We start from the raw sequence: 13,305 nt of genomic DNA, 5'->3' as shown, positions 1-13,305 counted from the left end.
CTTAACCATACCCTTTCATAATCTCACAATTTTTATTGTCAGGCCACTTAAAGCCATGGTTCATAATATAGTCAACAACAGACAGGCTGTCGGCAAATCCTTCCCAGAGCTGACTGTAGGCAAAAGGAGAGTAATCAGTATACACCAAGGATATACCATTATCCCGGAACATCTCCGGTTTCTGATATGCCATTGCACCTCTGCCTGAATAATATACATCCGCATCAAATAGTCTGCATATATCGATGATCCTTTGTGTTCCCGTGGTGTTTATGCAGAGTTCGGAAGACCTTACAAACCGGGGTTTTATTCCGAAATACTCACATATCTTCTTGTTTATTTCGATATTCATATCAGCCAAGTTCCCATACCTGGCTGATATGACTTCAGTGAACATATCAAAAAAACTCTTGAAATGTGGGGCCCGCTTATAGTTCATTTCAATGGTTTTCAGGTGTTTTTCCTTCCAATTCAGCTCATCTTTTGTAATACACTGATTTATCAGGTCGCCGAATCTATATGCTACAGGCACTGTCAAAAAACACTTTCCCTGAGGTGTCTTTATTTGATTCCTGTTGTGCATCCCTGTATTTGAATACTGTACATCATCCAGGAATACAAAAATGTCTGTTTTATTTATCTTGTAAAAGTACCCCAGCCAGGGTATATAATCAGGCTGATGCATTGAAATTATCATATTCCTACTCCTTTAATAACAGAAAAAGCCTCTGCTGCAGCAACCCCTGCTGCCAACCCCCTCATCCCTGCCTGGGCTTTTATGGCCTCAATACTCCTAGGATGCGGAAACTCTCTTTTCTCTGTCCTGTAGCAGTTTATAGCATCAATTTTAGTTGGAAGTGTTTGTGTGATATCAAAAAACCAATTGGGAATAAAAGCATTCACATGATCATACCCGTTCCACTCTGTAGAAGATGGAGTTTCATAGGCAAAGACCCGTTTTACCCTGTGTTTTCCTACAGGACGTACAGCTACCATTGTTGATTCATATACCTTTTTATGATCCATATTCAGGTCACCGGAATGATGGGTAAATACCCAATCAGGTTCTATACTTTTTATCTGACTATGGATCAACGCATTTATGTCTACATGAGGTACAGTATCAAGGCACATATCAGGCAAATCACCGAATATCACATCCTTGACCCCCAAAACCCGGTTACACTCTTTACATTCAACACGTTTTTTATCGAGAATTTTATTAACGTCCTCTCCGGCATATTGTGTTGAAGAACCGTCAGTTACAATCAGGGTATATATTTCATGTTCACCCGACAGCAGTGCCAGAGTCCCCCCCAGGCCCAACACCTCATCATCGGGGTGAGCTGCTACAACCAGTATTCTCATACAACCCCTCCTTTGCATTCTCTCCCCCCAAAGTACCTGTATACTCTGTAAAGAACTCATGTATACCTTCTTCTTTCTTTTTAAACATTTTCAAGAAGGTTCTGAACAATATCTTAAAATCCAGCCATAATGACCAGTTTTCAACATAATACAGATCGTTATCAAATCTTTGCTTCCACGTAAGGGAACTGCTTCTGCCTACCTGTGTCAGCCCGGTAATGCCGGGTTTCATATCATGCCGTTTCATCTGTGCAGGTGTATAAAGCCGCATATAATGGTCAAATAATGGTCTTGGCCCCACTAGTGACATTTCCCCCTTTAATACGTTAATTAATTGCGGAAGCTCATCGAAGTCCGTCTTTCTTAATATCAAACCCCATGGCTTGATCCTCTCGGCTGCAGGAAGAAGATTCCCATATAAATCCCTATCATTTGTCAGTGTCCTGAATTTATATATAATAAAGGGTTTCCCCTTGTATCCGGTCCGTGTCTGTTTGAAAATAACAGGGCCTGGGGATTTGATTCTTACATACAAGGCAGCACAGGCCATAACAGGCCATAAAATCATTAGCCCAAAAACAGCAAAAACTATATCAAACATACGTTTCAATAAAATTTGAATACTCCGCGGAAAGTCCTTAGCTCCATGTATACTTCTCTTGTTCTCTTTCAGTGTCTTATCTGCAATTTGTACTGCTTTCCCCGACTCACCGTCCTCTGCATCAGCAAGCCTCTTTTTCACTGATGCCGGCACTCCTGCCGCCATAACGTTATCCGGTATATTGTCTATAACAACCGCTCCGGCTGCGATAACCACACCAGCCCCGATTGTGATGTCATGGCTTATACTAGCCCCTATGCATATCCATGTATACTTCCCTATCCTGACTACGCCACCAACATGCGCCCCCGGTGAAATATGAACACCATCTTCCAAAATGCATTCGTGATCGATGCTGCACCCGGTATTCAGAATACATCCTTTTCCAACATATACCTGGCAGTTGACTACACATCCCGCCATAACTATAGATCCTTGCCCCAATTTGCAAAAACGGCTAATAGTACTGCACGGATGTATTAATATCGGGAGTGTCACCCCTCTATGGTTTAACTTTTCTATCAATCGAAGCCTCAATCCGCTGTCTCCAAATGCAACAAAAAAGTCCCATTTCTCCGGATCAAGCTTCTCCCATTCCTCACATACCCCTATCACAGGAAAACCAATTCTGTCCTTTATATCTTCTTTTTTGTCCAGAAACACAATTTCTCTCCAGTTACCCATTAATTGTGCAATTTCGGCAGCCACCATACCATGGCCACCTGCACCAATAATAGCAAGGCTTTTCATAAACTCTGATACTCTCCTTCAATACACTGACTTGCATGTGTAACAGCATCAACCGCGTGCCGTCCCGCCAGTTCAAGGCGCCAGTACTGACTTAACAGTTTCGATAACCGTTTGCTGTTCCTCCCCGGTCATAGTGCTTCCTGAAGGAAGGCAAACTCCTCTTCTGAAAAGATCGGCAGCTATATCACTATCATGCTGAAAATAATCGGACTTCTCGAATACAGGCTGCAAATGCATCGGTTTCCACAAAGGGCGTGATTCTATATTATTCTCCTCAAGTTTTTTGATAATCAAATCAACAGTAGTTTCATTGGATTTATCCAGTAAAACTACACTTAACCAGTAATTCGGCTCGCCATACTCTGCAATGGGCATCATCCGAATGGTTTTCAACTCTTTGAATGCATTTTTATATGTGGTGAATATCTCTTTTTTCCTCTCAATATGCTGCCCCAGTACTTTCAGCTGTCCTCTTCCTATACCAGCGATTACATTGCTCATACGGTAGTTGTACCCGATTTCCTTGTGCTCATAGTATATTTTTGGCTCCCTTGATTGTGTGGACCAGAACCTGATCTTCTTTATAGCCTCAGGGTCATCCGAAACCGCAACTCCACCGCCGGATGTGGTTATGATTTTATTACCGTTGAATGAAAATACGCCTATGCTTCCAAATGTTCCGCAATGCTTTCCCTTATATTCAGCTCCAAGTGCTTCAGCGGCATCTTCAATTACAGGTACTCCGTAATTTCTGCATATTCCGAGCAGTTTATCATAATCAGCGCTTTGTCCATATAAGTCAACAATGATTACTGCTTTTGGCATTGCTTTCCTGATACTATATGCTTTAAAGGCTTCTTCCAAGGCATACGGCGACATATTCCATGTTTCCGGCTCCGAATCTATGAATACAGGTATAGCCTTCTCGTACAATATAGGGTTGCATGTGCCTGCAAATGTAAGTGTAGAGCAGAATACATAATCTCCTTGCCCGACTCCGAGATACTTAAGAGCAAGATGTATTGCAGCAGTCGCTGATGATAGTGCTACAGCCTCTCTGGAACCAACATATTCTGACAGTTCTTTTTCAAATCCGTCTACATTCGGCCCGATTGGGGCAATCCAGTTTTGAGCGAAGGCTTCATTGACATAGTTCATTTCATCTCCACCCATATGAGGTGGGGATAAATATATCCTTTTACCAGACAATTTGATACCCCTCCTAAAAGTTGATTTCATTTCTGTAATTTTCGCTAATCTTTCAGGAACACCGGTATTACAGCCAGAACGGTACAACCGGTATAGAATTCCACTTCATCTGAGGTTTTTACTGCATTATCCAAGAACTCCAGCAGCATAACCGTAACCATACCTGATACCATACCCAGTAATACCGACGCAATAACAATCAGTGGCTTATTCGGACTTACAGGGTTCAAGTCAGGTTTTGCGTTCTCAACGATACTCAGCAGTTCGCCATTATTGGAGTTTTTGCTATCCATTATGCCTTCAAATCTTTCTACCAGTACATCAGTTAAGGTATTTGCCAAAAGTGAAGCTCTGACCGGGTCATTATCCTTAACATTTATCTTTAGAATACGTGTGTCTTTTTGTATCGAGGTACTTATGTTTTTGGTCAGCTTTTGTGCAGTCAGGTCTTTTTGCTTTCCCAGTAAACTAATAGTCTGTTCTATAACCGGACCGCTTTTCAGGAGAATCTCAACATCCTTTACAAGTTGGGCTCCTGCATTAACCTGACTGTATAGTGTGCTTGCTTCGGAATTATTCATATAGACAAACAACATTGAGGAAGAGGCATAAACCGGCTTTACGAGATAATTGGTGTATATCACTGCTGATACAGTAATGGCAGACACAAAAGTAAGGATTATCCACCATCTTTTTAGTAATACATAAACCAGGTACCGCAAATCATAGCCTGCATTCCCGCTGTTTTCATTTTCAACCTTTTTATGATAAAAATTATTCAAATAAACTCACCACCCTCTGTACCTGCTCCAATATTTCAGTCAATCTGTTGCGCCAGCTTGCTCTCAATACCAGCAGCACTAGGTTCCAGGAAAAAATTTTATTGACACCGTAAGCAGTTAAATACTAATTATGACGATAAGGTTTTTATTTCTTTCGGAATAGTTTTGAAAGCACAAGACTTAGCCTTTTATTCGGATATTTTTCTGTTTTTCTTTCTGTACAGGAATTCTGTGAGCCTCTGTCTCTATATACATAGCTCCCGTAGCTGCTCATAGAGATTCTTGCTTTATTGTATACAACCCCTATCAATGAAATCCCCATATTGTCCAGATGTTTTCTTATTCTTCTTAATTCTTTTCCGGTCACTTCCCCCTCACTAACCACCCAGAGTACTCCATCGGAATGTGTGGCAATAAGTGTAGAATCGGTCAGAATTCCCATAGGGGGTGAATCAAAAATGATTATGTCATACTTTGCTCGCGCATTACTTATAAAGTCATACAGTCTTTTTGAGTACAAAAGCTCTGTTGAATCTTTATGACCGGGCTCACTACCCAAAATATCCAGCTCGGGCAAGGCAGTATGACGAACACATTCCTCAAAACTCATGGAGCCGTCAAGTATACTCTCCAGACCTTTTCTACAATCCATCCCGAATATCTCATGTATCTTGGGCTTCCTCAAATCGCCATCAACCAGAAGGGTTCTGTGTTTTGATTGAGCCAGGACATACGCAGTATTCGCAGCTGTTACGCTCTTCCCTTCCCCCGGATTTGCACTTGTTACCACTATTGTCAGGGGCTGCTCCTTGATTTTTGTTCTATAAAACAGTAAATTTGTCCTTAGTGCCCTATATGCCTCAGATGCCATAGAAGATTTCTGGCAGCTTACTACAAGGGATCTGTCATAATCCTTCACGCGCTTCCCTCCCTGTATTTAGTGAAAGTGGCTATTGGAAAAAAGCCATGGTGTATTGTATGAATCATCACTGATTAAGGTTACCATTTTTTAACATTATGTAACTAAAATAGACACCACAAATAATTATCAATATGCTGCTAAAGGCAAAAATGGAGAACAAAGGTGTTTCTGACCACTTTTGTTCTCCATTTTCCTTCTGGAAGCACTGAGAAAAAGCTGGTATGCAAACCACGTTACCAGCATAAAAAAGAGGTCTTCCAAAATGAAGACCTCTCTAAATCATATGATATTTCTAATGAATCGGTAAATAACCGGGAATAATCCGTATATGTTATAATCAATCGGAGGTTTATCAGGAAACATCTGAATCATTCTGACAACCCATACACTGATGAATACTATAAGCAAAGATATCCAAGTTACAGCACTTTTGTAGATTTTCGATATGGAGCCTGTATTTCTGAACAAAATAACAAAAGCTGCAAGTATTACAAGAATAAACAGAGGATGATAATAAAAGGCACTGTGAATATCCCCTTTTATTAGTGATTTAAATGAGCGGGTCATACCACATCCCGGACATGGAACTCCAAAGGTTGCTTTAGAAACACAAATAGTGCGATTCCCAAAAAGGTACATAATCGAATAAAACACAGCCGCAAAGGAAATTGGTAAAGCATATTTTCTTAGGCTATTCCATACCTTTTCAGCTGTGTTTTTTATGCCTTCTATATAGTTATCTCTAATCTTCTTTAGTTTCATTCTCATAATTATCTAATATGCTTATTACTGCTGCTCCCATATCTTGTTTACACTTGACTGCATAATGGCAGCATTCACAATTCCCAGTCCAAATATTGCAAGTATCAGATAAAGCACAGAGTTGTCTTCAGGCTGCAAGCCTGCTCTTTTTTGTGCTTCAGTGATAGTTTTTCCATACCTATAAAACCAGTAGTACTGGTAAGGATAGCAGAAGATACACAAAGCCAACTCAACACCAGGGTTTGATGCATTATCATTCATATAAGTCTTCATTTCGGTTGCAAAACTGTAAATCCAATACAGAAAATAAATCCCACAAGTAATAATACTAAAAACTATTACTTCACCGGCAGACCTCGTCTTACCTTTATACATATTACATTCCCCCTAGATAGTGTTGGATTTTTTATACTTTTATATTACAGTGTAATTCTATCAAAATAAGTATGTAAATACAATATTATAATATACTGCATGAGGAAGGTATATACCGGTGACAAGCTTTGAAACATTTTTTTTCGGAGTAGTTCTGACCTTCTCATAATAATTTGTGCCATTCCATAATTAACCCAGATGATATTGATAGAGCTAAATTAATAATATGCTGAATAAGTTTTTTTGATAACATCAGTTGTATTACACTAAATACCATATTATCAATATCTGATATAATATGTATTGCATAATAGTTTAAAAGTATGGATTTAAGATTAATTATAATTTATGGGGCGTGAGGGATATGACAAGAAGCGAAAAGGCAATTGTTACAGCTCTTTGTATGGTTTATGATGATAATAAAATATTACTACAAAACAGAGTTAAAGAGGATTGGTGTGGTATCACCTTTCCAGGTGGACATATTGAAAAAGAAGAGTCATTCGTCCGAGGTATTAAAAGGGAAATATATGAAGAAACTGGGTTAACCATATATAACCCTCAAAGATGTTAAGTTAGTTCGTGATATTTATAAAACATGAACTACCAAATAAAATAATATTTTCTCACCGTTGGTACATTTTCACTAAAAAACATAAAAAACAAGGATTTGCATATTTGCAAACCCTTGCTGCGTTAATGGTCGGGGTGAGAGGACTTGAACCCCCGGCCCCATGGTCCCAAACCACGTGCGCTACCAACTGCGCTACACCCCGATATTTTCTTAACGCAAAAAGAATTTTACTACATATACGTCATATATTCAATCGCTTAAGTAGCCCTTAAAACGGGTTTATGTCTATATTACTCATTCATACTCAACTTCATCCCGTCTTATGTATCTAATCATTTTCCGGATTTTTTTCTTTACTATAAATAAAAACCTGGAATTTCACAGGAAAAATTGTAACAAAACGTTAACTTGATACGTCTAACCATATGTTTTATAATAAAATAAGGGAAGTTTTCATATTATGTAAACTCGTGCCTTGTAGCATACTTGTGGGGTGTTGACATATCAAAAGATTACTTGGGCAAATAAGAAGAGCCATTCAGGATTATGACATGATAAAAGAAGGGGACAGGGTAGCAGTAGGTGTTTCAGGCGGAAAGGACAGCCTCACACTGCTTATGGCACTTAGACAGCTTCAGAATTTTTTCCCTAAGAGGTTTGAACTGGAAGCTGTTACTTTAACCATGGGCATAGGTGAGTTTGACCTCACGCCTGTAAAAGAGCTGTGCAGCAAAATCGGAGTGAATTATACAATAGAAGAAACCCACATAGGCAAAATAGTCTTTGATATCCGTCAGGAAGAGAATCCCTGCTCGCTATGTGCCAACTTAAGGCGCGGTGCACTTCACAATACGGCAAAGAAACTGGGTTGTAATAAAGTAGCACTTGCTCATCATAAGGATGATGTAATAGAAACTCTTTTACTCAGTACGCTTTACGAGGGGCGCTTTCATACCTTTTCACCGGTTACATATCTGGAAAGGAAGGAGCTGTATTTAATAAGACCGCTTATTTATACAGAGGAAAAGGAAGTGAGAAGTTTTGTAAAGGAATATGGTGTAAAAACCGTCCCCAGTCCCTGTCATGTGGACGGCAAAACCAAACGGCAATATATAAAGGAACTCATTTATGAGCTGCGTAAGGAAAATAAAAATGTCAAAAACAACATCTTTGGTGCTATTAAACGGTCTCAGATAGATGACTGGCACGAATAAAGGCAGTCCGCAATACATACTCAAAACTTCTGGTGATCAAGAACCTGATCTGGATCCTATCAGATAAAGGCTTTTTGTCCTGTATTTTTTATCACCATTTGTTAACTGAAATTCTGGGAGGTCATAATGAAATACATAAGAAAAAGCATATCTATTATCTTAATATCAGTATTAGTCCTGGTATCCACCTTTTGTACAGTCTACGCAGAATCCGGTGCCATATACCAGTATAGTGAAGGTACGACACCTGTTACATCCGGAGCAACTCTGGAGAAAATAACACGTCTTACGGATGAAGGATGGCTGGATATAAATGTTTTAAGAGTAGATATTTCAAATCCTGATGTAAAAATTGATACTATAGTTAATACAGACTCTATAAGATCAACATCGACTACGAAGTCTTTCGCACAAGGCAGTGGGGCAGTAGCAGCTGTAAACAGCAGTTATTTCATATGGACTGATACACCTGGAGTGGTTACTCCTATCGGACCTGTTTTAAAAGATAATAAAGTACTCTCTGCAGACAGCGAGTTTAATAAAAACAAAAATCCGGATAAGTTCGCATCCTTATCAATAAGCAATCTGAATGAGGTCCTTTGCAGCTATATTAAGCTAAATATCTCCCTTACCGCTCCTAATGGAAACACTTTGGAAGTAGGACGCTATAATACGCCATATTCAGGGCATAGGGATCTTACAATCCACGACCGTAAGTGGAGCAAGAAATCCATCGGTACTGATACCCCAAGAGTAGGGTGCTCCGATATTCTGGAGATGGTGGTAGTAGACGGTATAGTGACGGAAATACGCCAGGGACAGCCTGCTGTAGAAATACCTGAAAACGGGTATGTTGTCATTACCAGAAAAGGCGGAGATCAATTGATCCTGGACAACTTTGCAGTAGGAGATCCTGTACAATACAACGTTACCGGCACACCGGACTTTAGCAGCCAGAAAGCAATAATAAACGGTGGAGCTATTATACTGAAGGACGGAAAAATACCTGATGCTTTTTCACATATACCGGAGGGAACATACTCCTCCAATAAACCTAGAACTGCTATAGGCAGCAGCAAGGATGGAAAACGGATATTTATGGTAACCGTTGACGGGAAGCCAACCCGCAGTGTGGGTGTGACACTGACCGAGCTGGCACAGATAATGGCTGAGCTTGGAGCATACAATGCCATTAACCTTGATGGTGGGGGCTCATCTGCAATGGTGTCCAGGACTCCCGGCACAAATGACATCACTCTCATAAATGATCCTTCCGACGGTTCGATGAGAAAAGTAAGTGCCGCAGTGGGAATTTTTTCTACCGGAAAACCTACAAATGAACTAAGCGGTTTGTTTATCGATACAGATGATGATAATGTTTTTATCAATACCTCCAGAGCTTTTACAGTAAGGGGATATGATAAGTACTATAACCCAATACCCATTAAGCCTAAGGACGTGAAATGGAGTGTGTCCGGTTTAAAGGGCTATTTCAAAGACAATGTTTTTTATCCCAAATCATTAGGGAGAGGAAAAATAAAAGCCACAGTAGGGAAAATATCAAAGGAAATCGAAATCAGTTCTTTGAGCTCTCCTGTTCAGCTTAAACTCAGTCAGAGTACACTTAAGCTACCTCTAGGAAAATCCAGGAGTTTCACTGTCAGGGGTAAAAATAAGAACGGGTATTATGCCAACATTTACCCAACAGACATAAAGTGGACTGTCAAGGGTGGTATTGGCAGATTCGGCAAAGATGAATTTACTGCCACTAAAGAAGGGGTAGGTTATCTGGACGCCGCTGTAGGCAATACACACGCATACTGTGTAGTGTCGGTAGAAGTTGAAAAGACCACTGTAATTGATAAATTTGAAGATAACAACAACACATTTGTATCATACCCTGCTACAGTTGCCGGTAGTTATGAAACTTCCAAAGAACAGAAGCATTCAGGCAATACCTCCGGAAAGCTTACGTATGATTTTTCAAACATTGAAGGTAACAGAGCGGCGTACGTTGTTCTAGAAAATGATGGTATACCACTAGCGGCAAACTCTAAAAAGCTTGGTATGTGGGTATATAATGACCACGACAATCCCAGCTGGCTCGCTGCATGGGTAAATGATTCAAAAGGTAAGCAGCACCAGGTCTATTTTACAAAAAACATTGACTGGACGGGCTGGAAGTATGTTGAAGCATCCCTGGAGAATATTGACTCTCCTGCAAAAGTAACAAGAGTGTATCTTGTACAGCCAAACCCTGTGGCCGATAGCGGAAGTATATTTATAGATGATTTGAGCGTAACCTCATCATCCTACCCCTCTGCCGATAAGCTGAAAGTGCCTAAGGATACAGTACCTGTAGATGAAGCAAACAAGAGTACGTCATTTAAAAGGAGCAGCACTTCATTCAGGTTTGCAGTCTTCGGGCAATCAAGGGAACCTAAGAATGCCCTTGAAAAGCTGCTGGTAACGAATTTGACAAAAAAGATCAATACTGCTTATGATGCAGCTGCGTTTGTGGGAGACAGCGGGCATGAAGGCGCAAAGGCGGTGAAAAAGCCCCTTGTGGCAACTGATAAAGGATATAAATCCCTCGATATATCAAACAGCAAACTTATTCAATTGGATACCAGCAACGGCGGTCTGCATAAAACTGATCCCGAACAATGGCGATGGCTGCTAAAAGAGTTGGATTCTGTCAAGGGAAATAACATATTCATATTTATGGCAGACTCCCCACAATCCTTTGATGACAAACTGGAAGCTGAACTTTTCCAGAAAGTACTTACTGATTATAAGAAAAAGGCAGGAAAAACCATATGGGTGTTTTCTGAAGGTGATGAAAACATAAGCAGCATGGAGAACGGTATCAAGTATATCACTACTGCCGGCTACAATGTCAAAGGTTTGACACAAAAAAACACAAGCGTGGTAAAATACATGGTTGTTACTGTTAAAGGGAATACGGTAACTTATGAATTTAAGCCTATCGTTTGAAATATTTAGGGGATAGAGGCAGCCGCTAGCGGGCTGCCTTCATCCCCTCTTTTATTGTCTTCAGCTCATTAGCTGTCTTTATATATTCCGCATTCAACGCCTCAACATTGTCTGTTTTGGAAGGCATGCATAGTCTGCCGTTCAAAGACGACAATCTGTTTTCCAGAAGCATTATTCTCTCCATCTCATGTTTCTGAGAATTAACATTCTTCATATTCTTATTTTTTTTTGTGTCTCCTTGAAAGTATTGTGCCATCCCCTGTCCAATTTTTACAACTTTTCCGTCTTGCAGAGCAAGGATATACCCCGCTACCTTCTCAACAAATCTCCTGTCATGAGATACAAAAAGAATAGTTCCCTCAAATTCCCTCAAAACTCCTTCCAGTGCTTCCATTGAGTATATATCAAGATAATTCGTAGGCTCGTCCATTATCAGCAGGTTGATGTCCTGCACAAATATCCTGGCAAAGGCAACTTTCACTCTTTCCCCTCCACTTAGCTGTTCTATCTTTTTGTACACATCATCCTTTTTGAACAGAAGCCTTGCAAGAACAGTCCTCACAAAATACTCAGGAAATATGCTTACCTTTAAAACATTCTCCAGTATGGTCCTATCGGCATCAAGAATATCATGATTCTGGCTGAAATAGCCGATTTTAACACCGTTAGCTATCCTGATCCCTTCTGTACCTTCAAGTATCATATTAAGGAGCGTAGTTTTACCTGACCCGTTATCGCCTACCAAAGCCACTTTGCTCCCATTAGGAATATCGAAATTTACTCCATCAAATAACTTCCTGCTTCCAAAACTTTTCCACAAATCTTTAGCGCTGATAACTGTTTTACTCACAGGCATGCTGCCTTCCTGGATATCTATCCTTGCCTTCGGCAAATCTCTTGGTCTTTCTTTTATTTCCAGCTGATTTATCCTGGTCTCCATTGCCTTTACTGACTTATCGAGTCTTGCCTTTTTGCCGTTTACTCTGCGCTTATGAAGCCTGGCTTCGGAATTTCCCATTCGTGCAGGCGCCTTCCTCATTGTTTTTACCTTGTTCCTCAATCCATCCATAGCATCTTCAAGCTTACGCTTTTCCCTGGTATACTGCTCATACTCAAAAAGCTGCCTTTCCCGCTCAGCTTCCTTACGGGTACGATAAGCCGTGTAATTCCCCTCATATAGTTTTACTCTTCCGTTCTCAACCTCCAGGATCTTATTGCATATATTATCCATAAGCGTCCTGTCATGGGATATTATTACAATAGCCCCCTGGAAGGCCTTCAGCTTTTCTTCAAGCAGCTGTACTCCCTTTATATCAAGGTTGCAGGTGGGTTCATCTGCAAAAATTACACTGCTTACGGCAGACAATCCGCTGGCAATTTTAAGGCGTGTTTTCTCCCCCCCGCTTGCATAGGCTATATTTATGCCATCAATATCGAATTCTCTAAAAATAAGGTCATTATTATCAGACATTGCCATTTGTTTAAGTTCTTCATCTTCTTCCAGCTGACGGATTATTGTATAGTTTGTATGGATCACAACACTTCCTTCATCAGGCTCGGTTTGCTTTGTAAGAATGTTCATAAGGGTAGTTTTACCCGACCCATTTAGTCCTACTATACCAACCCTGTCGCTCTCATATAGCTTAAATCTTTCCAGTCCGGTAATCAGCCTTTCCCCATAATATTTCTTAATATTTTCTGCTTCCAATATAAGCATAAAAAAACCTCCCTTTTCCAGAGAGGATTTATAA

Annotated in this window: 12 protein-coding genes and 1 tRNA gene; 3 read left to right on the top strand and 10 right to left on the bottom strand. The window is 40.2% G+C overall.

Annotated elements, in window-relative coordinates:
- Position 1: 1 nt before the first annotated feature.
- The 8 genes from N3I35_05795 to N3I35_05760 all read right to left on the bottom strand — a co-directional run bounded on the left by N3I35_05795 (position 2) and on the right by N3I35_05760 (position 6,769).
- Positions 2–697 (bottom strand): WbqC family protein, encoded by a 696-nt coding sequence (locus N3I35_05795; GenBank protein ID MCX8129599.1) that lies wholly within the window; start codon positions 695–697, stop codon positions 2–4.
- Positions 694–1,368 carry a PIG-L family deacetylase gene (locus tag N3I35_05790; protein ID MCX8129598.1) on the bottom strand — a complete coding sequence of 225 codons (675 nt, stop codon included), beginning with the start codon at positions 1,366–1,368 and terminating at the stop codon, positions 694–696. The genes N3I35_05795 and N3I35_05790 overlap by 4 nt, the downstream gene beginning before the upstream one ends.
- Positions 1,334–2,719 carry a NeuD/PglB/VioB family sugar acetyltransferase gene (locus N3I35_05785; protein ID MCX8129597.1) on the bottom strand — a complete coding sequence of 462 codons (1,386 nt, stop codon included), beginning with the start codon at positions 2,717–2,719 and terminating at the stop codon, positions 1,334–1,336. The genes N3I35_05790 and N3I35_05785 overlap by 35 nt, the downstream gene beginning before the upstream one ends.
- A 72-nt stretch (positions 2,720–2,791) precedes the next feature.
- The gene (locus N3I35_05780; protein MCX8129596.1) at positions 2,792–3,892 is read right to left on the bottom strand and encodes a DegT/DnrJ/EryC1/StrS family aminotransferase; all 1,101 of its coding nucleotides are present in this window, start codon (positions 3,890–3,892) and stop codon (positions 2,792–2,794) included.
- A gap of 80 nt (positions 3,893–3,972) precedes the next feature.
- Positions 3,973–4,710, bottom strand: a complete 738-nt coding sequence (locus N3I35_05775; protein ID MCX8129595.1) for a Wzz/FepE/Etk N-terminal domain-containing protein — start codon at positions 4,708–4,710, stop codon at positions 3,973–3,975.
- 145 nt (positions 4,711–4,855) lie between these two features.
- The gene (locus N3I35_05770; GenBank protein ID MCX8129594.1) at positions 4,856–5,629 is read right to left on the bottom strand and encodes a CpsD/CapB family tyrosine-protein kinase; all 774 of its coding nucleotides are present in this window, start codon (positions 5,627–5,629) and stop codon (positions 4,856–4,858) included.
- A 282-nt stretch (positions 5,630–5,911) separates the two neighbouring features.
- The gene (locus N3I35_05765) at positions 5,912–6,394 is read right to left on the bottom strand and encodes a DUF2752 domain-containing protein (protein MCX8129593.1); all 483 of its coding nucleotides are present in this window, start codon (positions 6,392–6,394) and stop codon (positions 5,912–5,914) included.
- A gap of 24 nt (positions 6,395–6,418) precedes the next feature.
- A complete protein-coding gene (locus tag N3I35_05760; GenBank protein ID MCX8129592.1) occupies positions 6,419–6,769 on the bottom strand; it encodes a DUF4234 domain-containing protein in 351 nt (116 codons plus the stop codon).
- A 364-nt stretch (positions 6,770–7,133) separates the two neighbouring features.
- On the opposite strand from N3I35_05760, the gene N3I35_05755 reads away from it, so the two are divergent.
- A complete protein-coding gene (locus tag N3I35_05755; GenBank protein MCX8129591.1) occupies positions 7,134–7,343 on the top strand; it encodes an NUDIX domain-containing protein in 210 nt (69 codons plus the stop codon).
- Positions 7,344–7,469: 126 nt separating this feature from the next.
- Here the strand turns inward: N3I35_05755 and N3I35_05750 are convergent.
- Positions 7,470–7,545, bottom strand: a tRNA-Pro gene (locus N3I35_05750).
- 349 nt (positions 7,546–7,894) lie between these two features.
- On the opposite strand from N3I35_05750, the gene N3I35_05745 reads away from it, so the two are divergent.
- Both N3I35_05745 and N3I35_05740 read left to right on the top strand, forming a co-directional pair.
- On the top strand, positions 7,895–8,557 hold the full coding sequence (locus tag N3I35_05745) for a tRNA 2-thiocytidine biosynthesis TtcA family protein (GenBank protein ID MCX8129590.1): 663 nt from the start codon (positions 7,895–7,897) through the stop codon (positions 8,555–8,557).
- A 126-nt stretch (positions 8,558–8,683) separates the two neighbouring features.
- Positions 8,684–11,554, top strand: a complete 2,871-nt coding sequence (locus N3I35_05740; protein ID MCX8129589.1) for a phosphodiester glycosidase family protein — start codon at positions 8,684–8,686, stop codon at positions 11,552–11,554.
- Between the two features lie 25 nt (positions 11,555–11,579).
- Here the strand turns inward: N3I35_05740 and abc-f are convergent, their stop codons facing one another.
- Complete coding sequence (gene abc-f, locus N3I35_05735; protein MCX8129588.1) at positions 11,580–13,271, bottom strand: ABC-F type ribosomal protection protein; 1,692 nt, start codon at positions 13,269–13,271, stop codon at positions 11,580–11,582.
- Positions 13,272–13,305: the final 34 nt, after the last annotated feature.

Source organism: Clostridia bacterium (genome assembly GCA_026414765.1).
GTDB lineage: Bacteria > Bacillota > Clostridia > Acetivibrionales > DSM-27016 > SKW86.
The sequence above is the reverse complement of the archived record's forward strand: the minus strand, read 5'-3'. Positions and strand labels throughout refer to the sequence as shown.